Below are 24,103 nucleotides of genomic sequence, written 5' to 3'. Positions count from 1 at the left end.
GACCGCACAGGTCCCCGCCCACCGGTGGGGCGCCCTTCCCGTACGCGTACGTCAGTGACCGGCGTCGTGCGACGCCGATGCGGAGTCCGAGGGGGCCTCCGGGGCCTCGTCGCCCTCGTTCGGGGCGTCCGGGGCGGCCGGGGAGCCGCTGGGGCTGCCGGTCGGGGCGCCCGACGGCGGCGCGGGCGGGACGGACGTCGGGGGCTTCTGCTCCCCGGGCTTCTGCGGCACCTCGGCCGGGCCGTAACCCGCGAAGTAGCTGGTCGCCGGGACGACGAACGCCCGGAGCCGGACGTCGCCGGTCTCGCTGAGCTTGAAGACGACGTCCTGGACGTCACCGTTCTTCGACGCCTCACGGCCCTTGTCGATGACCGCCGACGCGTTGCCCTTGCCGCCGATGAGGACCGAGCCGCCCGCCGGGACGACGATCGGGCCGGAGCCGCCTGCGGCGGTGAGCTTGACCGGGAGCTTCGAGCCGGGCAGCTCGATGGCCTCCAGCGTCTCCGCCTTGGCGCCGTTGTTGAAGAGCATCGCCGAGACGACGGCGGGACCCTCCGCGTCGGGCTTCGGCTGCGTGATCACCACCGCGTTCTGGATCTTGACGGTGCCGACCGAGGTGGCGGCGTTGTCCGGCCTGACGCCGAGGGTCTGCGCGTCGTTGCCCGCACCGCAGGCGGAGAGCGAGGCGATCGAGAACACGATGGCGGTGGCGGCGAGGGCGCCGCGTCGAAGGCTGCGGCTCACGGCGGCGGCAACTCCTAGGACGTACGGACGGAGGGACGGGCACGGTCTGGTGGTACTGGTTCTCCGGCCGACCCCCGGGGCCCGGCCTTGAGAGCGGGCCCTAAGGATCAGTCGGCGCGCTCAGGTTACCGACCCCTCCACCTCGCCCCGCACCCGACCCGCCCCACTCCCGCGTCAGGGACCCGCGCCGCGCCGGCCGCGCGTCCGTCTTCCCGGCAGTTGGTCCCCCGTTCACATAACCGCTCTTGATCAATTCCAGGGTGGTCCCGCATTCCTTGCGAAATGCCCCGGACGATCAAGCCCGCGGTCGACGCGTGCCCCGCAGTCGCCAATTTCGACAAACGCCCGGGACCACCGTCCGTACGGGTGAGCGGCGGCCGAACGGAGTACGGGAAGTTCACCTCATGGAACCCGGCAAACCGGGACGATCGGCCTCTCCGGACCACCCGTCGAGGGGTGTGACGTGCTCGTTTCAGCCCGCCCGCACAGCCGCTCCGACCTGCGAATACCCGCTTCCGGAAGCCCTCCGAAGCACGTTCCTGTTGCTGTTGTCAAGCCCCGAGATATGCCCTGACCTGCGAAAACGCCATTCAGAAGAAGCCGTATCCGTGTTACCCTGGATAGCCACGGAAGGGGTACCTGTCACATGACGTTCAAGGTTGGCGACACCGTGGTCTATCCCCATCACGGGGCCGCGCTGATCGAGGCCATCGAAACTCGCCAGATCAAAGGCGTGGACAAGACCTACTTGGTGCTCAAGGTCGCCCAGGGCGACTTGACGGTTCGTGTGCCAGCGGACAATGCGGAGTTCGTCGGCGTGCGCGATGTGGTCGGTCAGGATGGACTGGACCGGGTCTTCGAGGTGCTTCGCGCACCCTATGCCGAGGAGCCGACGAACTGGTCCCGTCGCTACAAGGCAAATCTCGAGAAGCTCGCCTCCGGCGATGTCATCAAGGTCGCCGAAGTGGTGCGTGACCTGTGGCGCCGTGAGCGCGAGCGCGGTCTCTCCGCCGGAGAGAAGCGCATGCTCGCCAAGGCGCGCCAGATCCTCGTCAGCGAGCTCGCCCTCGCGGAGAACACCAACGAAGACAAGGCCGAGGCCCTGCTCGACGAGGTCCTCGCGTCCTGACGCGCAACGCGTAGCTGATGTGACGCGTAGCTGATGTGAAGCGATGCCGCGGTGCCCGCTGACATGCTGTGACAGACAGCTTAGTCGCCGGGCGCTGCGGCATGTCCGGCTCCGGGCCGGCTTCCAGCCATATGTGCTGCTGTTCGGGCCTGTCCGGACGCCAGGCGCAGCTCGCTCGACCAGGGTCACGGAAGGGTCCGGTCAAGGCGTTGCGCCGCCCCGCAGAGGCCATACCCAGATCGGCCGAGTCAACAAACCTGCCGGAGTGCAACCGATGTCAGACGCAGCACCCCCCGTCCGCACCGCCGCGGTGATCCCCGCGGCCGGTCGCGGTGTACGGCTCGGCCCGGGCGCCCCCAAGGCGCTCCGCGCGCTGAACGGGACGCCCATGCTCATCCACGCGGTCCGCGCCATGGCGGCCTCCCGCGCGGTCTGTCTCGTCGTGGTCGTCGCCCCGCCCGACGGCGCGCCCGAGGTCAAGAACCTCCTCGACACGCACGCGCTGCCCGAGCGGACGGACTACCTCGTCGTCCCCGGCGGCCAGACCCGCCAGGAGTCCGTCCGCCTCGGCCTGGACGCGCTGCCCGACGACATCACCACCGTCCTCGTCCACGACGCGGCCCGCCCGCTCGTGCCCGTCGACACCGTCGACGCGGTCATCGAGGCCGTCCGCGACGGCGCCGTCGCCGTCGTGCCCGCCGTACCGCTCGCCGACACCGTCAAGCAGGTCGACCCGCGCGAGAAGGGCAAGCCCGAGCCGGTCCTCGCCACGCCCGACCGCGCCACCCTCCGCGCCGTACAGACCCCGCAGGGCTTCGCCCGCGACACGCTGGTCCGCGCGCATGCCACCGTCACCGACAACGTCACCGACGACGCGAGCATGGTCGAGCAGCTCGGCGAGCCGGTCGTGGTCGTCCCCGGCCACGAAGAGGCGTTCAAGGTGACCCGCCCGCTCGACCTCGTCCTCGCCGAGGCGGTCCTCGCCCGCAGGAGGGCCAACGATGGCTTCTGACGCCATGAACCTCCCCCTCGTGGGCATCGGCACCGACGTCCACGCCTTCGAGCAGGGCCGCGAGCTGTGGTGCGCCGGCCTCCTGTGGGAGGACTCCGACGGCTACGGGCTCGCCGGGCACTCCGACGGCGACGTCGCCGCCCACGCCGCCTGCGACGCGCTGTTCTCCGCCGCCGGCATCGGCGACCTCGGCGCCCACTTCGGCACCTCGCGCCCCGAGTGGTCCGGCGCGTCCGGCGCGACGCTGCTCGCCGAGGCCGCCCGGATCGTCCGCGCCGAGGGCTTCGAGATCGGCAACATCGCCGTCCAGGTCATCGGCGTACGCCCGAAGATCGGGAAGCGGCGCGACGAGGCCCAGAAGGCGCTGAGCGCGGCGGCCGGAGCACCCGTGTCGGTGTCCGGCACGACCACCGACGGCCTTGGACTCACCGGCCGTGCGGAGGGCCTCGCCGCCATCGCCACCGCTCTGCTCGTCCGTAGCACCTGAGGCACGGGGCACTGGCACCGGCCCACTACCCTGGAGTGGTGACTATTCGTCTGTACGACACCAGCGCCCGGCAGATCCGCGACTTCACCCCGCTCACGCCGGGCTGCGTCTCGATCTACCTGTGTGGTGCCACCGTGCAGGCCGCCCCGCACATCGGGCACATCCGGTCGGGACTGAACTTCGACATCATGCGCCGCTGGTTCGCCCACCGCGGCTACGACGTCACGTTCATCCGCAACGTCACGGACATCGACGACAAGATCATCACCAAGTCCGCGGACCAGGGCCGCCCCTGGTGGTCGATCGGGTACGCGAACGAGCGCGCGTTCAACGACGGGTACGAGGCGCTCGGCTGCCTCCCGCCCACCTACGAGCCGCGCGCCACCGGCCACGTCCCCGAGATGATCGAGATGATGCGCGGCCTCATCGAGCGCGGCCACGCCTATGTCGCCGACGGCAGCGTCTACTTCGACGTCCGCTCCTTCCCCGACTACCTCTCGCTGTCCAACCAGGACATCGACGACCTGCGCCAGCCCTCCGAGGAAGGCATCACCGGCAAGCGCGACCCGCGCGACTTCGCCATGTGGAAGGCCACCAAGCCCGGCGAGCCCGACTGGGAGACGCCGTGGGGACGCGGCCGCCCCGGCTGGCACCTGGAGTGCTCGGCCATGGCGCACAAGTACCTCGGCTCCGCCTTCGACATCCACGGCGGCGGACTCGACCTGGTCTTCCCGCACCACGAGAACGAGATCGCCCAGGCCAAGGCGTACGGCGACGACTTCGCCCGGTACTGGGTGCACAACGCCTGGGTCACCATGAGCGGCGAGAAGATGTCCAAGTCGCTCGGCAACTCGGTGCTGGTCTCCGAGATGGTCAAGCAGTGGCGCCCCATCGTGCTGCGCTACTACCTCGGCACCCCGCACTACCGGTCGATGATCGAGTACAGCGAGGAGGCCCTGCGCGAGGCCGAGTCCGCCTTCGCGCGCATCGAGGGCTTCATCCAGCGGGTCGTCGAGAAGGCGGGCGGCGCCGTCGAGCCCGCCCCCGAGGTCCCCCTCGCCTTCGCCGAGGCCATGGACGACGACCTCGGCGTGCCGCAGGCGCTCGCGATCATCCACACCACCGTCCGGCAGGGCAACAGCGCGCTGGCCGCCGACGACAAGGAGGCCGCCGTCGCGCGCCTCGCCGAGGTCCGTGCCATGCTCGGCGTCCTCGGTCTGGACCCGCTCGACCCGCACTGGGCGGGCGAGACCGACCGCGGCGAGGACCTCCACGGCGTCGTGGACAGCCTCGTACGCATGGTCCTGGACCAGCGCGAGGCGGCGCGGGCGCGCAAGGACTGGGCGACGGCGGACGCGATCCGCGACCAGCTGGGCCAGTCCGGGCTCGTCATCGAGGACGGCCCCGACGGGCCGCGGTGGACGCTCGGCGCGCGCTGAGCTCCGCGCTGGCACACTTCATATACACGTACGTACGACACGCATCGACAGAGCAGGTAAGTCATGGCCGGGAACAGCCAGCGCAGGAACCGCCGCACGTCCAACAAGAAGGGCGCGACGGTCGGCAGCGGTGGCCAGCGGCGCCGGGGCCTGGAAGGCAAGGGCCCCACGCCGCCCGCGTCCGCCCGCAAGGGCCATGTGAAGAACCGCGTCGCCAACGCCAAGGCCAAGCAGGCGCACCGCCGCCAGGTCGCCCGGCGCGGCGGCAAGGGCCTGTCCGAGATGGTCGTCGGCCGCAACCCCGTCTTCGAGGCGCTGCGCGACGGCGTACCCGCGACGACGCTGTACGTGCAGCAGTTCATCGACAACGACGAGCGGGTGCGCGACGCGCTCAAGCTCGCGGCCGACCGCGGCGGCATCAACCTCATGGAGGCCCCGCGCGCCGAGCTCGACCGGATGACCAACGGGCTCAACCACCAGGGCCTCGTCCTCCAGGTCCCGCCCTACGAGTACGCCCACCCCGAGGACCTGGCCGCGGCCGCCTTCGACGACGGCGAGGACCCGCTGATCGTCGCCCTCGACGGCGTCACCGACCCGCGCAACCTCGGCGCCGTCGTCCGCTCCGTCTCCGCCTTCGGCGGCCACGGCGTGGTCGTGCCGGAGCGCCGCGCGGCCGGTATGACCGCCGGCGCCTGGAAGACCGCCGCGGGCACCGCCGCCCGCACCCCGGTCGCCCGCGCCACCAACCTCACCCGCGCCCTCGAGGCGTACCAGAAGGCCGGCATCACCGTCGTCGGCCTGGCCGCGGACGGCGACACCGAGGTCGGCGAGCTGGAAGCCCTGGGCGGCCCGGTCGTCATCGTCGTCGGCAGCGAGGGCAAGGGCCTGTCCCGTCTGGTCGGCGAGACGTGCGACTACCTCGTCCGCATCCCCATGCCGGGCGGCGCCGAGTCCCTCAACGCGGGCGTCGCGGCCGGTGTCGTGCTGTACGAGGCGGCTCGCCGCCGCGCCTGACGATCCGGTGGGGCCGGCGCCCCACGCCCCCCGGCGCGGTGCGTGACGATCCACGGAGCCGCCACACCCGCCGCCTGGAACGCGTGACCCGGGACCCGTCATGATCTTGACGGGTCTCGGACATTTCCCGGCCGTCAAGGCAGTGTCCTAAACCCACGTCACTCGGTTAGATGAGTGTGGACACCAGAACGCCCCGGCCCGGTTTCGACGATCAGCCTGCGCTGAGCATGGTCAAGGTGGATTGCGATCCCGCGCAGGTCATCGTGAACCACGCCAGTTTCCGTGTGCAGTTCGCCCCGGTGAACAAGCCCCGGTCGGCAGACCCCGCCCGCGTGCCCGCCATGAGCGGCGCCTCCGCCACCGGCGGCGTGGCGGCCCGGCGCCGTGCGCCCGTCGTATGGAGCGGGAAGTCCTCGCCCGGCGACCCCGGCGCGACCGGGCTGCTCCAGGCCGTGCGGGAGTCGACCGCCGTCGACACGCTCGACGGCGGCGCCACCCAGGTCATCCCGCGCGTCGGCCTCTCCGACGACACCATGCCGACCCCCGTCGTCGGCGCCCAGCGCGGCCCCGACGCGCCGCCACTCCTGCCGCCCATGCGCCGCGCGGTCGGCGCCTACGACGAGCAGCCCGGCCCGTACGCCGACACGTACACCGACGCCTACGCCGACTCGTACGAGGGCGACGACAACCGCGACGACGGCGGCGCGGCGGAGGGGGCGTACACCGGGCCGGCCCACCGCCACGCCTACTACCCCGGCCGCCGGATGAACCTCGGCGTCGTCCTGCTGCCGCTGCGCGTCTTCCTCGGCTTCATCTCCATCTACGCGGGCATGGGCAAGCTCTGCGACCCCGTCTACTTCGACGGTGGCGAACGCGGCTCCATGGTCAAGTGGCTCAACTCCCTCCACCCCTGGGCGCTCGCCGAACCGCTGCGCGACTTCGCCCTCGCCCACCCCGTCGGCGCCGGTCTCACCGTCGCCTTCGCCCAGGTCATCGTGGGCGTCCTGACCGTACTGGGGCTCTGGCAGCGGGTCGCCGCCGTCTTCGGCGCCGTGCTGTCCGCCGCGCTGATCCTCACCGTCAGCTGGAAGACCGTTCCCGTCTACGACGCGCCCGACATCATCTACCTCGCCGCCTGGTCACCGCTGATCATCGCCGGCGCGCCCGTCTACTCCATCGACGGACGCCTCGCGGGCGAGGCCTGGCGCACGCTTGGTCCCCGCTCGGCACTGTGGGACCTGCGCCGCCGGGTGCTGCGGCGCGGCACGGTCGTCGCCACCGTCGTGGTCGGCCTCACCCTGCTCATCGGCTCGGTGCTCGGCGGCGCCGTACGGTCCACCGAGATGGTCACCGTCCCCGGACCCAACGACGATCCCACCAACCACCTGCCCGGCCGGCCGCTCCCCGAGGAGCCCGGCGAGCAGACTCCGTCCGCCCGCGAGTCCTCCCGGCGCCCCGAGCCCTCGGCATCCGCCTCCGCCGGACCGACCGCCGAGGAGGAGGCGTCCTCCCCGGCCGAGACCGCCGGTAGCGGCGAGGACGAGCGTGTCGAGGAGGAGCGGCCGACCGCCTCGCAGGGCACCGGCCAGCAGCCCCCGGAGCAGTCCGAGCCCGTGCCCCCGCCGTCCTCCAGCGCCGGCCCCACCTCCACGGGCGGCACCGGCAACGGTGGCAGCACCGGCGGCGGCGACGGTGGCGACGACGGCGGTACGGGCGGCGGCGGCTCGGGCGGCAACGACGGCGGCTCGTCCACCGGCGGCAACCGCAACCCGATCGGCGGCCTGCTCGGCTGACGTACACGGACAGGAGAGCAGGAGGGGCGGTCACCCGCACACGGTGACCGCCCCTCCTTCATGTCTTCCGGTCAGGACGCGGCGAGCTCCTTGGCCGCCTCCTGGAGGTCCTTCGCGGTGTCGATGGCCCTCCAGTACGCCCCCTGCGGCAGCGGGAAGCCCGCCAGACGCCGCTCACGGGCCAGCCGGGGGAACGTGGTGCGCTCGTGGTCCCCGCGGTCGGGCAAAGCGCCCGTGAAGGCCGGGGAGAAGACGTACACGCCCGCGTTGATGAGGTACGGAGACGGCGGCGACTCGATGAAGTCGGTGATGTGCCCGAAGGTGTCCGTCTCGACGGCCCCCCAGGGGATACGGGGACGGGCCAGGGCGAGTGTCGCGGTGGCATCGCGCTCGGCGTGGAACGCGGCCATCTCGCGCAGCGAGAAACGGGTCCAGATGTCACCGTTCGTGGCGTACCACGGCTCGTCGGGGTGCGGCAGGCGCGCGGCCGCGTACTTGAGGCCGCCACCGCGGCCCAGCGGCTCGGGCTCCACGACGGTGGTGACCCGCAAGGGCAGTTCGGCCGTCGCCAGCCACTGCTGGAGCACCTCGGCGAGGTGGCCGCAGGAGACGACGGCGTCGGTCACGCCCTCGGCGGCGAGCCAGGAAAGCTGATGGCCGATGATCGGGGTCCCGGTTCCCGGGATCTCGACCATCGGCTTGGGGCGGTCGTCGGTGTACGGGCGCAGTCGTGAACCCTGGCCGCCCGCCAGGACCACGGCCTGCGTCGGAGAGGTGTGCATACCGCGCACGATAGGCGCACCTCGGTGCCGGTGATACGCCTCAGCTCTCGTGGGCGACGCCGGCGGCGTAGGACGTGTCGCACACGGGCCGGGAGTACGTCTGGGCCCGTACGGGGCCGTAGTGCTGGACGGCGGCGCGGCCGAGAGCGCGGGCGATCGACATGCAGTGCTTGGCGAGCGACGGGCGCTCCTCCACGGTGCGCTGGAGGTGCGTGAGAGCGACACCCGGGTCCTTCTCCTGAAGCTCTGCGAGGAGCTTGTCGCGGAGAATATCCTGCGGGGCGCGGGACTTGGCCCGTACCGAGACGTTCTCCGAGGACGCGGTGAGCATCTGGGTCTGGGAGCTGCTGCCCGCCCACGGGACACTGGTGACCGCGAGAGTTCCGGAGAGCACCAGGACGACGGGCAGGACGAGGGCGAGAGAGCGGCCGATTCGGCGTGCGGTGTGGGTCACGGACGTGAGCGTAGCGGCCAGTGATGATTTGGAGACATTTAGTCACCCCCACGGGGGATGGTTCGATGCTCCTTTTCGAATTGGCTGTTGACGAGCAGGGTCCGAATTGACCCGTATGCCGGGGTATTTGTCGACATCCGGGCGGAGCTGTGCCAACGGCCCCGCACCGAAGTGCGGGGCCGTGTACGCGTTTTACCGGGGTCAGCCGCTGAGGCGCTCGCCGGTGGAGGTCGAGAACACATGGATCTCTTCCGGGCGCGGCACGACGTGCAGCACCGAACCCTTCTCCGGGATGGCACGGCCGCCGACGCGGACCACCAGGTCCTTGTCCTCACCGCCGACGCGGGCGGAGCCGTACACGTACCCGTCGGCGCCGAGCTCCTCGACGACGTTGACCGAGACGGCCAGGCCCTGGTCGCTCTCGGCACCCGCCACGTCGAAGTGCTCGGGACGGACACCGACCGTCACGGTCGTGTCGCCCTTGTCGGCCGCGGCGGACAGCGCCTCACGCGACACCGGCACGACGCTGTTGCCGAACTTCACACCACCGTCGGTGATCGGGACCTCGACCAGGTTCATGGCGGGGGAGCCGATGAAGCCGGCGACGAAGAGGTTCGCCGGGCGGTCGTACATGTTGCGCGGCGTGTCCACCTGCTGGAGCAGACCGTCCTTGAGCACCGCGACCCGGTCGCCCATGGTGAGGGCCTCGACCTGGTCGTGCGTGACGTACACGGTCGTGATGCCGAGCCGCCGCTGGAGACTCGCGATCTGCGTACGGGTGGACACGCGGAGCTTGGCGTCGAGGTTCGACAGCGGCTCGTCCATGAGGAACACCTGCGGCTCGCGCACGATGGCGCGGCCCATCGCCACACGCTGACGCTGACCGCCGGAGAGCGCCTTCGGCTTGCGGTCCAGGTACTCGCTGAGGTCGAGGATCTTCGCCGCCTCCTCGACCTTCTTGCGGATCTCCGCCTTGTTGACGCCGGCGATCTTGAGCGCGAAGCCCATGTTGTCGGCGACGGTCATGTGCGGGTACAGCGCGTAGTTCTGGAACACCATGGCGATGTCCCGGTCCTTCGGCGGCAGGTGGGTGACGTCGCGGTCACCGATGCGGATGGCGCCGCCGTTGACGTCCTCCAGGCCGGCGAGCATGCGCAGCGAGGTCGACTTGCCGCAGCCGGAGGGGCCGACGAGGACGAGGAACTCGCCGTCGGCGATCTCGATGTCGAGCTGGTCGACGGCGGGCTTGGTACCACCCGGGTAGATCCGGGTCGCTTTGTCGAACGTGACAGAAGCCATGGTGATGCAGTCCCTTCACCGGCAGGAACGTGCCGGACGATCCGAGTAGAGGGAGAGATGGGTCTAGTCCACGTGAGTGAACTCCGGGTGACGCTACCTGGCGGGGAGGCGTCTGTCAGCAGTCGGCGGGCGTCGAAATTTTCGACCGGAGGCCCGTGGTGTCCGGTTACACTCGTGCGACGTGCCTCCTTAGCTCAGCTGGCCAGAGCAACGCACTTGTAATGCGTAGGTCGTCGGTTCGAATCCGACAGGGGGCTCCAGCGCTCGATGAGCAAGGCCCCGGACGGATGCGTCCGGGGCCTTTGTCGTGTGCGGTGGGGTCAGTGGCGGCCGGAGACGCGGTCGGCGAGGGTGGCGATGCGGTCGGTCGTGGGGGTGTGGGTGGCCGCTTCGCGGCGGTCGGCGGTGCGGTACGCGGTGTAGAGGGTGTGGACGCCGAGCCAGCGGAGGGGTTCGGGTTCCCAGGCGCGGACCTTGTGGCCCACCCAGGGGAGGGTGGTGAGGTCGGTGGGGCCGGACTGGCCGGAGTCCTGCTGGATCAGGTCGCGGAGGGTGCGGGCGGCGAGGTTGGCGGTGGCGACGCCGGAGCCGACGTAGCCGCCGGCCCAGCCGAGGCCGGTGGAGCGGTCGAGGGTGACGGTGGCGCACCAGTCGCGGGGGACGCCGAGGACGCCGGACCAGGCGTGGGCGATGCCGACGCCGGCGAGCTGGGGGAAGAGGCGGATGAGGATCTCGCGGAGGGCGTCGATGGTGGCGGGCTGGGTGCGGCCGTCATTGTCGGTCTTCGAGCCGTAGCGGTAGGGGATGCCGCGGCCGCCGAGGGCGATGCGGTCGTCGGCGGTGCGCTGGGCGTACATGTAGGCGTGGGCCATGTCGCCGAGGGTTTCGCGGCCGGTCCAGCCGATGTCGTCCCAGAGGGACTCGGGCAGGGGGTCGGTGGCGATCATGGAGGAGTTCATGGGGAGCCAGGTGCGCTTGTGGCCCTTGATGCTCGCGGTGAACCCTTCGGTGCAGCGCAGGACGTAGGGGGCGCGGACCGTGCCGTAGGGGGTGATGGCGTGCTTCGGCTCGATCTCGGTGACCGGGGTCGACTCGTGGATGGTGACGCCGAGGGCTTCGACGGTGTCGGCGAGGCCCTTGACGAGTTTGACCGGGTGGATGCGTGCGCCGTGCGGGGTCCAGGTGGAGCCGACGGCGCCGGTCACACGGACGCGCTCGGCGGTCTCGCGGGCGCCGAGGAGTTGGCGGTCGGTCTCGCCGAAGGCGATCTCGACGGAGTGGTACGCCTTGAGGCGGGCCAACTGGGCGGGGGTGTAGGCGACTTCCAGGACGCCGCCCTGGTGGATGTCGGCGTCGATGTTCTCGTCGGTCGCGGTCTTGACGACTTCGGTGACGGTGTCGTTCATCGCCTGCTGGAGGCGTACGGCGGCCTCGTGGCCGTGCGCCTTGGCGTAGCGGTCGCGGCCGGCGATGCCGTTGTAGAGCCAGCCACCGTTGCGGCCGGAAGCACCGTAGCCGCAGAACTTCCCCTCCAGGACGATGATGTTGAGGAAGGGTACGGCCTTCTTCAGGTAGTACGCGGTCCACAGGCCGGTGTAGCCGCCGCCGACGATGCAGACGTCGGCCGTGGTGTCGCCGGGGAGGGGTTCCCTGGGAGCGGGCGTGCCTTCCTGTGCGTACCAGAACGATATGCCGCCGTTGACGGTGCTCATGTGGTTCCTTGGGTCCATCGCCAGTGGGTGGGTGTGGACGTTATCGGATGGGGTGTGGAGTGATCGAGGTTCCTGCGGAGCTGGCGCGGGTGCAGAGCGAGATCAATGGTGAGGAGGGACGGGCGTTCATCGCCGCGCTGCCGGGGCGGGCGGAGCGGTTCCTTCGGGAGTGGGGGCTGCGGCGGACGGGGCCGGTGATGCACGGGTGGTCGGCGCTGGTGCTGCCGGTGGTGGCGGGGGACGGCACGCGTGCCGCGCTGAAGCTCCAGTTGCTGGACGAGGAGAGCGAGGGCGAGGCGCCCGCGCTGCGGGCGTGGGACGGCAGGGGCGCGGTGCGGCTGCTGGCGGACGATCCGGAGACGGGGACGCTGCTGCTGGAGCGGTTGGACGAGGGGCGGCATCTGTCGGCGGTCCAGGACGCGCGGGAGGCGACGCGGATCCTCGCGGAGCTGATGGCGCGGCTGGTGGCGGTGGAGGCGCCGGCCGGGATGCGGGGCCTGGGCGATGTCGCGGCGGAGATGCTGGACGACGTGACCGGCGCGGTGGAGGAGCTGGAGCGGGAGGAGGACCGGCGGTTGCTGCGGGACTGTGCGGCGGCGGTCCGGGAGGTGGCGGGCGAGCCGGGGGACCGGCTGCTGCACTGGGACCTGCACTTCGACAACGTGCTGGCCTCGGACCGGGAGCCGTGGCTGGCGATCGACCCGAAGCCGCTGGCGGGGGATCCGGGCTTCGAACTGCTGCCGTCGCTGTTCAACCGGTTCGATCCGAGCGAGGTGTTGTGGCGGTTCGACCTGATGACCGAGGTGCTGGGCCTGGACCGGGAGCGGGCGAGGGCCTGGACGCTGGGGCGGGTGTTGCAGGACTCGCTGTGGGACGTGGAGGACGGGGAGACGGTGCTGGAGGGGGAGCGGGTGACGGTGGCGCGGTTGCTGCTGGGGCGGTAAGGGGTTCAGGGTATGGACGGTACTGGCGCGACGGGGGGTGGGCGGGGCAGGCTGCGGTCATGATTCGTAGCGCTGTTGTGGATGACGTACCCGCCATTTACGCGATGGTCCGTGAGCTCGCCGAGTACGAGAAGGCACTGGACGAGGTGCGGGCGAGTGAGGAGCAGTTGAGGGAGGCGCTGTTCGGTGAGCGGCCGGCGGCGTTCGCGCACATCGCGGAGACGGAGGAGGGCGAGGTCGCGGGCTTCGCGCTGTGGTTCCTGAACTTCTCGACGTGGCGCGGGGTGCACGGCATCTACCTGGAGGACCTGTACGTGCGGCCCGAGCTGCGGGGCGGTGGGCACGGGAAGGCGCTGCTGCGGGAGTTGGCGCGGATCTGTGTGGCGCGGGGGTACGAGCGGCTGGAGTGGTCCGTGCTGGACTGGAACACCCCGTCGATCAACTTCTACGAGTCGCTGGGCGCGCGGCCGCAGGACGAGTGGACGGTGTACCGGTTGACCGACGGGGCGCTGGCGGAGCTGGGCCGGGGTTAGGTTCGGTCGCAGGTGACGGTGGGGCCGGTGAGCATTCCTCCGGTGCTTTCCTGGCCCCTGGGTGTCCAGTAGCCGAGTTTGGACACGATGGTGGAGCAGGCGGCCTTGAGGGTGGCGCGGACGGTGACGGTGGTGGGCCGGCCGGGCTGGAGGTCGGTGAGCGCGCAGTCGAGCGCGTACATGCTCCTGGCGGTGGAGGGATAGCGGCCGGGCAGCGGGTTGACGCAGCGCTTGTCGGGCGAGGTGAGCCGGATGCCGGTGGACTCCTCCCCGATGAGGCCGAGGCGGGCGCTGCCGTCGCCGTGGTCGCTGACACGGGCGACGGTGTAGGTGAGGGTGGTGGACGTGCCCGGCTTCAGGGTGTGCGGTTTCGCCTTGACGTCGATGCGGTGTGTGGGCTGCGGTTTGGCGTCGGGGAGGGTGACGGTGGCGCGTACGTGGCCGTGCAGGTCGGTCCCGGCCGGGTCGGAGCGTACGTGGACGGAGGCGCTGATGTCGTACGTGCCGGGTCCTGGGTAGTCGGCCCGGCCGGCGAGGGTGCCGGTCGCGGTGGGCTCGGTGGTGGGGCCGTCGGAGCGGTGGGCGGTCCAGGTGCCCGAGGTGCGGCAGACGGGGCGGATCCCGGTGGGCCCCCGGCGGCAGGTGGCGGCCGCCGACACGGTCATGGTGGCGCCGGTGGTGGTGACGCACAGGGCGAGGTCCGCGTACTGGCCGTGCGGGCCGCGGAGGGTGCCGCCGGGGGCGCAGTGGGTGACGGGGCTCGTGGAGGGCGGTGCCGCGGCCGGGGCGGGCGGCGTGTCCGGGGTGGGCGGCGGCGTGGCGTGGGCCGTGGTGGCGGTCCACAGCAGCAGCGCGGAGAGGGCGCCCAGTACGTGGAGCCTGGTGGGGGGTTTCGTGGTCATCGTTGCCTCCTGCTCGGGTGGGCTCGGCCGGCTCGGCGCACTGGCGGGCTCGGCGGCCCGGTCGGTCCGGTCGGCCCGGTCGGCTTGGATGGTGCGGGAGGCGTCCGCCGGGAGCGCCCGCCCCACGCGGGCGCTGCGCCGGTTCCCTTACGCCGGTTCACCCGGCCGGGGTCATGGGACGAGGACCACCTTGCCCATGGTGGCGCGGGTCTCCAGGGCGCGGTGGGCGCCGGCCGCGTCGGCGAGCGGGAAGCGCTGGACGGCGGGGCGCAGGCGGCCGGCGGCGGCTTCGGCGAGGGAGCGGAGCTCCAGGGTGCGGATGTCTCCGCCGGCCTTCCGGAGCATCGCCGGTCCGAGGACGGGCTCGGAGGTGATGCCGCGTTCGGCGAGCTCCGCGTCGGTGAGGGTGAGCGGCTCGCCGTCGTGCGGCCCCTTGCCCGCCCAGCCGTAGACCACGTGCTGCCCGCCCTTGCCGAGGAGGTCGACGGCGGCGCGCGCGGTGGTGCCACCGACGGCGTCGTACAGGACCGTGGCCCGTCGGTCCTTCAGGTACGCACGGACCTCGTCCGGCCAGTCCGGCCGCTTGTAGTCGACGGCGAGGTCGGCGCCGTTGGCCCGGACGCGGGCGGTCTTCTCCGGGCCGCCGGCCAGGCCGATGACGGTGACACCGGCGTTCTTGGCGTACTGGACGAGGAGCGTGCCGATGCCGCCGGCCGCGGCGGTGACCAGGGCGACGCTGTCCGGGCCGAGTCCGGTGAACTGCAGGATGCCCAGGGTGGTGCGGCCGGTGCCGATCATGGCGACGGCTTCGGCGTCGTCGAGGGCGGGCGGGATCTCGTGGAGCCGGGCGGCGTCGACGACGGCGAGCTCGGCGTAGCCGCCCGGGGCCATGCCGAGGTGGGCGACGACGCGCTTGCCCAGCCAGTCGGGGGCGGTGCCCTCGCCCAGGGCGTCCACCGTGCCCGCGACCTCGCGGCCGGGGACGGTGGGCAGCTCGGCGGGGGCGGGGTACGGGCCGGTCATGCCCTGGCGCAGCGCGGTGTCCAGGAGGTGCACCCCGGCCGCGGTGACGGCGATCCGGACCTGGCCGGGGGCGGGGTGGGGGTCGGGTGTCTCCTCGTAGGTGAGGTTCTCGGCGGGACCGAAGGCATGGAGGCGGATGGCGCGCATGGTGGGCTCTCCTCTGGCGCGGGGCGCGGACGCAGCGGGGCGCGCGGCGCGGATGCTGCGGGGGTACGGAGAGGAGCCTGCGTCCTCAAGTTCGCTTGAGGTCAAGGTGCGGGGGTGTGGGACGGTGCGGTGCGGGGGGAGAGCGGGGTCCGGAGGGCGCGGAGGGCTCGGACGGCGAGGGAGGCGGCGTCGATCGCGCTGGTGAACGACACCTCGGTCAGGACGCCGGGCGCCGCGACCTGGTCGCCCGCCAGGAGGATGCCGTCGCCCCGGTCGATGGCCGGGCGGTCGCGCCAGGTGGTGCCGGGGAGGTCGACCGCTCCCGTACGGCCGTCGGCGAGGGCCTCGCGGCGCCAGAGGGTCCGTTCGCGCCAGTCGGGGAAGCCCTTGTCGAGCAGCCGTTCGGCATGGACGACGCCGTCGGCCTTGGACTGGTGCGGGGCGATCGGGAACTGGCCCTGGAGGAGGGACTGGCCGGCCGGGGCCAGAGAGGGGTCCTGGGCGGTGAACCGTTCCAGCCAGCCGGGTGCGTCCAGGTCGGAGATCACGAACGGGTCGTTCCGGTGGGGCCGGAGCGCGAGGTCGAGCAGGACGGTGCGTCCGCTGGGCCAGGTGAGACCCGGATCGCCGAGGAGGCGGCGGGCGGCGGCGAGGGACGTGGCGACGATGACGGGGCCGTCGCGGTCGGGCAGGGCGTCGACGCGGGCGGACGTCTCGACGCGTACGCCGAGGGTCCGGGCGTGGGTGGCCATCCGGTCGATGACCCCGCCCCAGCCGCCGCGCGGGTAGTGGGCCTCGGGCGGCAGGGCGGTGGCCCGGCGGAGCCGCTCCTGCACGAAGCGGGCGGAGAGGGAGCCGGGGTCGTGGTGGAACAGCGCGACGGCCGCGTAGTGCGCGGCGGCACGGCCGGCGGGTTGCCGCGTCCAGGCGGCGAAGTCGAGGTCCACCGGTGCGTGCTCCGGCTTGCGGCTGGCCAGGCGGAGCATGCCCAGGGGCGGGGTACGGCGCAGCTCGCCGTTCAGGTGGAAGCGGAACCGGGCGCCTTCGCGGAGCGGTACGGCGGCCATGGGCCCCAGCAGGCCGCGCCGCGCGAGCCACGCCCAGTGCGGGCCGCGGTGGTACAGGGCGTGGGGGCCCTCGTTGGTGCGGTACGGGCCTTCGGCGGTGCGGGCCCGTCCGCCGAGGGTGCGGTGGGCCTCGTGGAGGATGACCTCGGCGCCGGCTTCGGCGGCGGTGATGGCGGCGGTGAGGCCGGCGAAGCCGCCGCCGACGACGGTGATGCGGGTGGGCATGGTGTGTCTCCCGGAGGGTGTGCGGGTGTTTCCTCCGTGATGACGGGTGGGGCGGTGCGATGTGTGACATCGGGCGGGGGGTGTGCCGGCGGAGGGTGCAACGGGGGTGTGGTGTGGGGTGCGGTGCGCGCCCGGGGGTGTGGGGCGGGTGGTGCGGTGCCGTGTCGGGTCTCCGTGGACCGGTGCGCTCCGGAGCCTGCCGGTGGGTGGTCGACGTGGCCCCTCCGGGCTCGTCTCCTCGGGGCCGGCGGCCCTGGGTCACGTGTAGGGGGAACCGTTGCAGCGCCGCCGACCCCTGCGGGGACGACCCTGCACCGCCCCGCCGGGGCCGGACGCCGGGTGCGGGAGGTGGGCACAGGCCTGCCGGGGTCGGATGTCGGATGCCGGATGCCGGGTGCGGGAGGTGGGGGTGGGCACGGGCCCGACGCCGGGTGTCAGGGCACGCGGGGGAAGCGGGACTGGAGGGTCCAGATCGCCGGGTTGTCGGCCAGGCCCTCGTGCATGTCCGTGAGGTCCGCGATCAGGTCGTGGAGGAAGTCGCGGGCCTCCCGGCGCAGGACCGCGTGGCTGAACGTGAGCGGGGGTTCCTCGGCCGGCATCCAGTCGGCCTCGACGTCCACCCAGCCGAACCGGCGCTCGAACAGCATCCGGTCCGTGGACTCGGTGAAGTCCAGCTCGGCGTACTGCGGCCGGGCCGACCGGCTGCCGCGCGGGTCACGGTCGAGCCGCTCGACGATGTCGCACAGCGCCCACGCGAAGTCGAGCACCGGCACCCACCCCCAGGCCGTGGACACCTCCCGGTCGGCCTTGGTGTCCGCGAGGTACACGTCCCCGCAGAACAGGTCGTGCCGCAGCGCGTGGACGTCCGCGTGGCGGTAGTCCGTCTGCGGCGGGTCCGGGAAGCGGCGGGAGAGGGAATAGCCGATGTCGAGCACGTAGTCGATGGTGTCACGGCCGGGGCGTGCGCTCACACGTGCGAGTGAACGACTTCCGGTTGCCGTGATGGGGTGCGGCCTACTCTGAGAGCGTCGCTCCGCATCGAAGGAGGTCCGCCGTGGCACTACCTGTCCCCGAGCATGAGCCCTACGCGTCCGAGCACGAGCAGCTCGACTACCCGGCGCTGGTCATGTCCGCGAGGAACCAGATCCCCGGCATGTCCGTGGAGGAAGCCTTCGAGATGTTCAGTGCGGCTGCCCCCCGGGGCTGGCGCGTGGAGTTGATCGAAGGGGAGATCCACGTGACGCCTCCTGCCAATGGCGAGCACGAAGAGATCGTGTCCGAGGTGACCGGTCAGGTGCGGGACCACCGAAAGGACTTGGGACGCTACACCGGCATCGGGCTCTTCCTGCCCGGCGCGTCCGTCAGCGGCAAGGTCGAACCGGACATCGTCCTCGCGCCCAAGGGCAGCTTCGCGGACCAGGCCGAGTACCACGACCCCTCGCCCGTCCTCCTCGTCGCCGAAGTCACCTCCCGCTCCACCGCCGGCAACGACCGGGTGAAGAAGATCCGCGGTTACGCGCGCGCCGGCATCCCCGTCTACCTGCTCATCGACCGCGAGTCCGAGCAGGCGGTCGTGTGCACCGAGCCTTCCGGTGAGGACTACGCCACCAAGGCGGCGTACAAGCTGGGCGAGGTGGTCCCGCTCCCCGAGCCGCTCGGCTTCGACCTCGACACCGGCCGCTTCTGATCCTCACGGCAGCAGCCGCTGCTCCTTCGCCACCGCCACCGCGCCCGCGCGGGTGTCCACGCCCAGCTTGGCGTAGATGCGGCCCAGGTGGGTCTTGACCGTCGCCTCGCTGATGAACAGCGCACGGGCGATCTCGCGGTTGCCCAGGCCGTGCGCGAGCTGGCCCAGGATGTCCCGCTCCCGGTCCGTGAGGGCCGGGAGGGAAGCGGCGGAGGCGGCGCGGCGGGCGACCGGGGCGGACAGGGCGGTGCGGCCCTGCGCGGCGGCGTGGATGGCGGCGAACAGTTCCTCGGGGCGTTCGGCCTTCAGGAGGTAGCCGGTGGCGCCCGCGCCGATCGCGCGCGTGACGTCGGCGTCCGTGTCGTAGGTGGTGAGGACCAGGACATGGACGTCCGGGGACGCGATACGGCGCGTGGCCTCCACGCCGTCGATGCCGGGGCCCAGCTGGAGGTCCATGAGGACGACGTCCGGCTTCAGCTTGGCGGCCATCGCGACGGCCTCCTCACCGCTGCCCGCCTCGCCGACGACCTCGATGCCGGGTGCGCTGCCGAGGAGCGCGAGGAGCCCGGCGCGTACGACGGCGTGGTCGTCGCAGAGCAGGATCCGTACCGTCACGGAGTCTCCAGGGGGATCGACACGGACAGGACCGTGCCCTCGCCGGGCGCGGACTCGACGGTCAGGGTGCCGCCGAGCTGCTCGGCGCGGGCCCGGATCGCGGGCAGCCCGTGGCCCCGGACGCCGGAGGGCGGCACGGCGCCGGGTGCGAAGCCCCGGCCGTCGTCGGCGATGTCGAGGACCACCTGGTCGTCCAGGTAGGTGAGGGTCAGCGCGGCGGACGTCGCGTCCGCGTGCTCCCTCACGTTGGCGAGGGCGCCCTGCGCGATCCGCAGCAGCGCCGCCCCGACCCGGTCCGGCAGGATGACGGGCGGGCCGTCGACCCGGAAGCCGACGGGGAGGTCCTCGGACTCGCGGGCGGCCAGTGCGCCCAGCGCCTGTTCCAGGCCGCCGCCCCCGGCGAGGTCGGCGGGCGCCAGGTCGTGCACGAACCGGCGGGCCTCGGCCAGGCTGTGCTCGGCGATGGACGCGGCCGTACGGATGTGGCGGCGGGCGGCCGCCGGGTCGCTGTCCCAGGTGCGGTCGGCGGCTTGGAGCAGCATCCGCTGGCTGGACAGGCCCTGGGCGAGACTGTCGTGGATCTCCATCGACAGCCGCTGCCGTTCGGCGAGGGTGCCCTCGCGGCGCTCGGTGGCGGCCAGCCGCTCGGCCTGCCGCTGGGCGTGCACGAACACGGCGGTGGCGATCGCGGCGACGGCGGGCGGGGCGACCAGCAGGTTCGGGTCGAGGGCGCCGTCCGCGAGCTGGAGCTGGGCGGCCACCACGAACACCGTCAGCAGGGCGACCAGCACCAGCGCGGCGCGCGGCGGGAGCGTGCGCAGCCCGGTGTAGAACAGCGGGACCGCGCACCACGCGAAGCTCGGCGCCAGCACCACCAGCACCATCCACACGGCGACGACCGTGCCCAGCCAGGGCAGGCGGCGCGGCACGGGCAGGACGTACAGCACCGCGAGCGCCGCCGACAGCGCCACCACCCAGGGCCCCAGGTCCAGCCACGGGTGCCGCAGCAGAAACCGCACCAGCGAGGCGCCCAGCAGCGCGAAGAACGCGGCGTGCATCACCCGGGCCAGCCAGCGGGCGTCGGGGTCCTGCTCCACGTCCACCACTCCTCGTACCGGAATTCCCGGTCCCATCCTCACCCCCTCCGGCGTGCGCGGCATCAACCGATCGGCTGACCCCCGGCCCCCCGTTCCGCCCCCACGATCGAAGACATGACGAAGCACACCAAGAACACGATGTCGCTGCGCGCCCGCCTCCTGACCGGCACCGTCGCCGCCGCCGCGCTCGGCGCCGGTACCTTCGGCGCCATCTCCGCGAACGCCGCCGAGCCGGCCCAGGCGCCCGCCGCGGTCGCCGCCGACACCGCCGCCCACCCCCGCGACCTGACGCAGTCCACGCACCTGACGATCGACGCCGCCACCCGGGCCGCGCAGGCCACGCTGGACGCCGCCGAGGCCGAGAACCAGCGCGTCACGGTCGCCGTCGTCGACCGCAACGGCAACACCCTCGTCACCCTCCGCGGCGACGGCGCCGGTCCGCAGTCCTACGAGTCGGCCGTCCGCAAGGCGTTCACCGCCGTGTCGTGGAACGCGCCGACGTCGGAGCTGGCCAAGCGCCTTGAGACCGCCCCGAACCTGAAGGACATCCCCGGCACGCTGTTCCTCGCCGGTGGCGCCCCGGTCACCGCGAAGGGCGCGCCGATCGCGGGCATCGGCGTGGCCGGTGCGCCCAGCGGCACCCTGGACGAGAAGTTCGCCCAAGCCGGTGTGGCCGCGCTCACCCGCTGAACCGTTCATTCCGCCCATACGATCACGGAGTGGACCCCAGCCGCCGCTCCCGAGCCCTCGCCGCCGTCGCCCTGCTGCTCGTCGCCGCCCTCACCGGCTGCACGGGCGGCGAGGGCGGCGGCACCGGGCGTGGAAAGCCGGGCGCGGCCGGGCTCGGCGACCCGTACTTCCCCGAGCTCGGCAACGGTGGCTACGACGTACGGCACTACGCCCTGACCCTCGCCTACGAGCCGGGGACCGGGCGCCTCACCGGCACCGCCGACATCACCGCCCGCGCCACCCAGGCCCTCAGCGCCTTCAACCTCGACCTCACCGGCCTCACGGTCCACAGCGCCACCGTCGACGGCGAGCCCGCCGCCGTCCGCCGCGACGACGCCGAGGTCACGCTCCGCCCCGGCGCCGACCTGAAGACCGGCGACACCTTCCGTACCGTCATCCGCTACTCCGGTACGCCGGTTGCCCTCACCGACGCCGAAGGCGCGCGTGAAGGCTGGCTGAGGACCGCCGACGGGGCGGTCGCGCTGGGCGAGCCGACCGGCTCCATGACCTGGTTCCCCGGCAACCACCACCCCTCCGACAAGGCCACGTACGCCGTCACCGTCACCGTTCCCGAAGGCCTCAAGGCCATCTCCAACGGCGAGCTGACGGCCACCAGGCCCAGCGGCGACCGCACCACCTTCACCTGGCGCTCCACCGAACCGATGGCGAGCTACCTCGCGACGCTCGCCATCGGCCGGTACGAGACGAAGACCTCCCGCACCCCGTCCGGCATCCCCGTCCACACCGCCGCCAGGGGAAACCCGCCCCTGCTCGGCCGGATCCCCGAACTGCTGGCGTGGGAGGTGGAGAACTTCGGCCCGTACCCCTTCTCCTCCACCGGCGCGATCGTCGACCCGCTGATCGACGTCCAGTACGCGCTGGAGACACAGAGCAGGCCGTTCTTCGACAAGAACACCTTCAACGCCTCGACGCTCGTGCACGAGCTCGCCCACCAGTGGTACGGCAACTCCGTGTCACCGGAGTCGTGGCGGGACATGTGGCTGAACGAGAGCTTCGCGACGTACGCCGAGTGGCTGTACGCCGAGGACTTCGGGGACAAGCCCGCCCAGGAGAGCTTCGACGAGGCGTTCGCCGACGACGAGAACTGGGCGTTCCCGCCCGCGGAGCCGCCCACGGCCGCCGACATCTCGGCGCCGCCGGTGTACTACCGGGGCGCGATGGTCCTTCACAAGGTCCGCCAGGCCGTCGGTGAGGACACGTTCTTCGGCATCCTCCAGGGGTGGCCGGAGAGGTACCGGCACGCCAACGCCTCGACGGAGGACTTCACGGAATACGTGGAAGAGCAGGCGGGCGAAGACCTCACCACGTTGTGGGACACCTATCTGTACGGCGAGGGCCGCCCTACAGAGCCTTCCGCATGACGACGCAGTCGCGGCCGAGCCGCCGGTCCGGGCGGCGGTCGACCTCCTCGTAGCCGAGGGTGCTCCAGAAGGCGATGGCCTTCTCGTTGTTCTCCAGCACGGCGAGCTTGACGCCCCGCCTGCCCAGTTCCCGGAACCGCTTCTCGACGATCTCGGCCAGCTCCCGGCCGAAGCCGACGCGGTGGTCACGGGCGTGCACCATCAGCAGCCCGATCCAGGGGTCGGGGTCGTCGGGGTCCTCGGGGTGGTGGGCGCGGGTCACCGAAATGCCGATGACGTGGCCCGCCGAACGGGCCAGCAGCACCTCGGTGTCCGGGTGGGACAGCTCCTCGGCGAGGGAGGCGGCGACCTGCTCGGGCCGGATGTCGTCGGCGTCCGGGAAGTCCCCGCTGAGCTGCTGGAACTCCCGGTTCGACGCGTACAGCTCGGTGAGTTCGGTGAGCAGCGGACCGGGCAGGGCGCCGTCCTCACCGCCCTCCAGCGGTTCGACGATCATGCGGAAACAGTAGGGCCCCGGCGCGGAATTCGCCGCCGGGGCCGCCACACGCTCATCCGTGTCAGATGTTCACGCCGAAGTCGCGGGCGATGCCCTCCAGGCCGGAGGCATAGCCCTGGCCGACCGCGCGGAACTTCCACTCGGCGCCATTGCGGTACAGCTCGCCGAAGACCATGGCGGTCTCGGTGGCGGCGTCCTCGCTGAGGTCGTAGCGGGCGATCTCGGCACCGCCGGCCTGGTTGACGATCCGGATGTAGGCGTTGCGGACCTGGCCGAAGTTCTGCGAGCGGTTGACCGCGTCGTAGATGGAGACCGGGAAGACGATCTTGTCGACGTTGGCCGGCAGGCCCGCCAGGTTCACGTTGATCTGCTCGTCGTCGCCGCCGCCCTCGCCGGTGCGGTTGTCACCGGTGTGGACGATTGTCTGGTCCGGGGTGGACTTGTTGTTGAAGAAGACGAAGTGGGCGTCCGACGCCACCTTGCCGGAGGGGTCGACGCCGATCGCGGAGGCGTCGAGGTCGAAGTCGGTACCGGTGGTGGTACGGACGTCCCAGCCGAGGCCCACAGTGACGGCGGTCAGACCCGGCGCCTCCTTGGTCAGCGAGACGTTGCCGCCCTTGGACAGGCTTACAGCCATGGAAAGTCCCTTTCGTGGTCCGTACGTCGTACGAGATAACGCTCGGCATGACGGACTGGTTCCATGAACGGAAAACGGGGTGACGTGACCGTGTCCGGACAGGGACCATGGAGGGCATGTCCGGTCCCCATGTCATCCGCGGTTCGGTCTCCCTGCCGGAGGCCGAGCTCATGTGGCGTTTCTCCAGGTCGTCCGGGCCGGGCGGGCAGCACGTCAACACCAGCGACTCCCAGGTGGAGCTGCGCTTCGACCTCGCGCGTACGGAGGCGCTGCCGCCGGTCTGGAAGGAGCGGGCGCTGGAGCGGCTGGCGTCCCGGCTGGTCGGCGGCGTGCTCACCGTGCGGGCCTCCGAGCACCGCTCGCAGTGGCGCAACCGCGAGACGGCCGCGGTGCGCCTCGCCTCCCTGCTGGCCGAGGCGACGGCTCCGCCGCCGAAGCCGCGCCGCCCGACGAAGATCCCGCGCGGCATCAACGAGCGGCGCCTCCGCCAGAAGAAGCAGCGCTCCGAAACGAAGCGCGGCCGGTCGTCCCGCGACTGGTCCTGACGGCCCCGCACCCGCCCTCCGGCGCAGGCGGGGCCGTGCCCTCCTCCCGCGTCCCGCACCCCCACCGGCGCGGGCGTGGCCGTGCCCTCCTCCCGCGTCCCGCACCCGCCCACCGGCGCGGGCGTGGCCGTGCCCTCCTCCCGCGTCCCGCACCCGCCCACCACAGGGTCTCCTGGGTACGTTCCCGGTGGCCGAGCCACAGCGCCTTC

The 24,103-nt window shown here is 72.2% G+C and carries 24 protein-coding genes, 1 tRNA gene and 1 pseudogene; 13 read left to right on the top strand and 13 right to left on the bottom strand.

Features of this window, described 5'->3' with window-relative positions:
- Window positions 1-51: 51 nt before the first annotated feature.
- Window positions 52-744, bottom strand: coding sequence for a DUF461 domain-containing protein (locus tag ABT360_RS31705; RefSeq protein ID WP_351824220.1), 693 nt, complete (start codon window positions 742-744; stop codon window positions 52-54).
- Between the two features lie 646 nt (window positions 745-1,390).
- Between ABT360_RS31705 and ABT360_RS31700 the strand changes: the two genes are divergently transcribed.
- The 6 genes from ABT360_RS31700 to ABT360_RS31675 all read left to right on the top strand — a co-directional run bounded on the left by ABT360_RS31700 (window position 1,391) and on the right by ABT360_RS31675 (window position 7,618).
- Window positions 1,391-1,873, top strand: a complete 483-nt coding sequence (locus ABT360_RS31700) for a CarD family transcriptional regulator (protein ID WP_003953493.1) — start codon at window positions 1,391-1,393, stop codon at window positions 1,871-1,873.
- 274 nt (window positions 1,874-2,147) lie between these two features.
- Window positions 2,148-2,885, top strand: a complete 738-nt coding sequence (gene ispD / locus ABT360_RS31695) for a 2-C-methyl-D-erythritol 4-phosphate cytidylyltransferase (RefSeq protein ID WP_351824217.1) — start codon at window positions 2,148-2,150, stop codon at window positions 2,883-2,885.
- The gene (gene ispF, locus ABT360_RS31690; RefSeq protein WP_351824214.1) at window positions 2,875-3,372 is read left to right on the top strand and encodes a 2-C-methyl-D-erythritol 2,4-cyclodiphosphate synthase; all 498 of its coding nucleotides are present in this window, start codon (window positions 2,875-2,877) and stop codon (window positions 3,370-3,372) included. Before ispD ends, ispF begins: the two co-directional genes overlap by 11 nt.
- A gap of 38 nt (window positions 3,373-3,410) precedes the next feature.
- Window positions 3,411-4,811 carry a cysteine--tRNA ligase gene (gene cysS / locus ABT360_RS31685; RefSeq protein ID WP_351824211.1) on the top strand — a complete coding sequence of 467 codons (1,401 nt, stop codon included), beginning with the start codon at window positions 3,411-3,413 and terminating at the stop codon, window positions 4,809-4,811.
- Between the two features lie 63 nt (window positions 4,812-4,874).
- A complete protein-coding gene (gene rlmB, locus ABT360_RS31680) occupies window positions 4,875-5,825 on the top strand; it encodes a 23S rRNA (guanosine(2251)-2'-O)-methyltransferase RlmB (protein WP_351824208.1) in 951 nt (316 codons plus the stop codon).
- A gap of 170 nt (window positions 5,826-5,995) precedes the next feature.
- Window positions 5,996-7,618 carry a DoxX family protein gene (locus ABT360_RS31675; RefSeq protein ID WP_351824205.1) on the top strand — a complete coding sequence of 541 codons (1,623 nt, stop codon included), beginning with the start codon at window positions 5,996-5,998 and terminating at the stop codon, window positions 7,616-7,618.
- Window positions 7,619-7,689: 71 nt separating this feature from the next.
- On the opposite strand, the gene ABT360_RS31670 is transcribed toward ABT360_RS31675, so the two are convergent.
- The 3 genes from ABT360_RS31670 to ABT360_RS31660 all read right to left on the bottom strand — a co-directional run bounded on the left by ABT360_RS31670 (window position 7,690) and on the right by ABT360_RS31660 (window position 10,153).
- A complete protein-coding gene (locus ABT360_RS31670) occupies window positions 7,690-8,400 on the bottom strand; it encodes a nucleotidyltransferase family protein (protein ID WP_351824202.1) in 711 nt (236 codons plus the stop codon).
- A gap of 40 nt (window positions 8,401-8,440) precedes the next feature.
- Complete coding sequence (locus ABT360_RS31665) at window positions 8,441-8,854, bottom strand: hypothetical protein (protein ID WP_351824199.1); 414 nt, start codon at window positions 8,852-8,854, stop codon at window positions 8,441-8,443.
- 201 nt (window positions 8,855-9,055) lie between these two features.
- The gene (locus ABT360_RS31660; protein ID WP_351824196.1) at window positions 9,056-10,153 is read right to left on the bottom strand and encodes an ABC transporter ATP-binding protein; all 1,098 of its coding nucleotides are present in this window, start codon (window positions 10,151-10,153) and stop codon (window positions 9,056-9,058) included.
- 183 nt (window positions 10,154-10,336) lie between these two features.
- Here ABT360_RS31660 and ABT360_RS31655 point away from each other — a divergent pair.
- A tRNA-Thr gene (locus tag ABT360_RS31655) sits at window positions 10,337-10,413 on the top strand.
- Between the two features lie 60 nt (window positions 10,414-10,473).
- On the opposite strand, the gene ABT360_RS31650 is transcribed toward ABT360_RS31655, so the two are convergent.
- The gene (locus ABT360_RS31650; RefSeq protein ID WP_351824194.1) at window positions 10,474-11,865 is read right to left on the bottom strand and encodes an NAD(P)/FAD-dependent oxidoreductase; all 1,392 of its coding nucleotides are present in this window, start codon (window positions 11,863-11,865) and stop codon (window positions 10,474-10,476) included.
- Between the two features lie 47 nt (window positions 11,866-11,912).
- Here ABT360_RS31650 and ABT360_RS31645 point away from each other — a divergent pair, with 47 nt between their 5' ends.
- Window positions 11,913-12,809, top strand: coding sequence for an aminoglycoside phosphotransferase family protein (locus ABT360_RS31645; protein ID WP_444852356.1), 897 nt, complete (start codon window positions 11,913-11,915; stop codon window positions 12,807-12,809).
- A gap of 59 nt (window positions 12,810-12,868) precedes the next feature.
- The gene (locus ABT360_RS31640) at window positions 12,869-13,342 is read left to right on the top strand and encodes a GNAT family N-acetyltransferase (RefSeq protein ID WP_351824188.1); all 474 of its coding nucleotides are present in this window, start codon (window positions 12,869-12,871) and stop codon (window positions 13,340-13,342) included.
- On the opposite strand, the gene ABT360_RS31635 is transcribed toward ABT360_RS31640, so the two are convergent.
- The 4 genes and pseudogenes from ABT360_RS31635 to ABT360_RS31620 form a co-directional block, all read right to left on the bottom strand.
- Window positions 13,339-14,244, bottom strand: coding sequence for a hypothetical protein (locus ABT360_RS31635; RefSeq protein ID WP_351824185.1), 906 nt, complete (start codon window positions 14,242-14,244; stop codon window positions 13,339-13,341). The two genes, ABT360_RS31640 and ABT360_RS31635, sit on opposite strands and share 4 nt — an antisense overlap.
- 171 nt (window positions 14,245-14,415) lie before the next feature.
- Window positions 14,416-15,414 carry a zinc-binding dehydrogenase gene (locus tag ABT360_RS31630; RefSeq protein ID WP_351824182.1) on the bottom strand — a complete coding sequence of 333 codons (999 nt, stop codon included), beginning with the start codon at window positions 15,412-15,414 and terminating at the stop codon, window positions 14,416-14,418.
- A gap of 101 nt (window positions 15,415-15,515) precedes the next feature.
- Window positions 15,516-16,766 (bottom strand): annotated as a pseudogene (locus tag ABT360_RS31625) (NAD(P)-binding protein); the annotation flags it as partial.
- A 374-nt stretch (window positions 16,767-17,140) separates the two neighbouring features.
- Window positions 17,141-17,641, bottom strand: coding sequence for a hypothetical protein (locus tag ABT360_RS31620; protein WP_351824223.1), 501 nt, complete (start codon window positions 17,639-17,641; stop codon window positions 17,141-17,143).
- Window positions 17,642-17,832: 191 nt separating this feature from the next.
- Here ABT360_RS31620 and ABT360_RS31615 point away from each other — a divergent pair, with 191 nt between their 5' ends.
- Window positions 17,833-18,393 carry a Uma2 family endonuclease gene (locus ABT360_RS31615; RefSeq protein ID WP_444852357.1) on the top strand — a complete coding sequence of 187 codons (561 nt, stop codon included), beginning with the start codon at window positions 17,833-17,835 and terminating at the stop codon, window positions 18,391-18,393.
- A 3-nt stretch (window positions 18,394-18,396) separates the two neighbouring features.
- On the opposite strand, the gene ABT360_RS31610 is transcribed toward ABT360_RS31615, so the two are convergent.
- Entirely contained in the window at window positions 18,397-19,008 is a 612-nt protein-coding gene (locus ABT360_RS31610; protein ID WP_351824176.1) for a response regulator transcription factor, read from the bottom strand.
- Entirely contained in the window at window positions 19,005-20,141 is a 1,137-nt protein-coding gene (locus tag ABT360_RS31605; protein WP_351824173.1) for a sensor histidine kinase, read from the bottom strand. The genes ABT360_RS31610 and ABT360_RS31605 overlap by 4 nt, the downstream gene beginning before the upstream one ends.
- Before the next feature lie 78 nt (window positions 20,142-20,219).
- Between ABT360_RS31605 and ABT360_RS31600 the strand changes: the two genes are divergently transcribed.
- Both ABT360_RS31600 and ABT360_RS31595 read left to right on the top strand, forming a co-directional pair.
- Window positions 20,220-20,795, top strand: a complete 576-nt coding sequence (locus tag ABT360_RS31600) for a GlcG/HbpS family heme-binding protein (protein ID WP_351824170.1) — start codon at window positions 20,220-20,222, stop codon at window positions 20,793-20,795.
- 29 nt (window positions 20,796-20,824) lie between these two features.
- Complete coding sequence (locus tag ABT360_RS31595) at window positions 20,825-22,216, top strand: M1 family metallopeptidase (RefSeq protein ID WP_351824167.1); 1,392 nt, start codon at window positions 20,825-20,827, stop codon at window positions 22,214-22,216.
- On the opposite strand, the gene ABT360_RS31590 is transcribed toward ABT360_RS31595, so the two are convergent.
- The gene (locus tag ABT360_RS31590; RefSeq protein ID WP_351824165.1) at window positions 22,197-22,712 is read right to left on the bottom strand and encodes a GNAT family N-acetyltransferase; all 516 of its coding nucleotides are present in this window, start codon (window positions 22,710-22,712) and stop codon (window positions 22,197-22,199) included. The two genes, ABT360_RS31595 and ABT360_RS31590, sit on opposite strands and share 20 nt — an antisense overlap.
- 61 nt (window positions 22,713-22,773) lie before the next feature.
- Window positions 22,774-23,349 (bottom strand): TerD family protein, encoded by a 576-nt coding sequence (locus tag ABT360_RS31585; RefSeq protein WP_351824162.1) that lies wholly within the window; start codon window positions 23,347-23,349, stop codon window positions 22,774-22,776.
- A 107-nt stretch (window positions 23,350-23,456) separates the two neighbouring features.
- On the opposite strand from ABT360_RS31585, the gene arfB reads away from it, so the two are divergent.
- Complete coding sequence (gene arfB, locus ABT360_RS31580) at window positions 23,457-23,894, top strand: alternative ribosome rescue aminoacyl-tRNA hydrolase ArfB (RefSeq protein WP_351824159.1); 438 nt, start codon at window positions 23,457-23,459, stop codon at window positions 23,892-23,894.
- The last annotated feature ends 209 nt before the right edge of the window (window positions 23,895-24,103 follow it).

The sequence above is a fragment of the Streptomyces sp. NPDC000229 genome, from assembly GCF_040300825.1.
GTDB lineage: Bacteria > Actinomycetota > Actinomycetes > Streptomycetales > Streptomycetaceae > Streptomyces.
The sequence above is the reverse complement of the archived record's forward strand: the minus strand, read 5'-3'. Positions and strand labels throughout refer to the sequence as shown.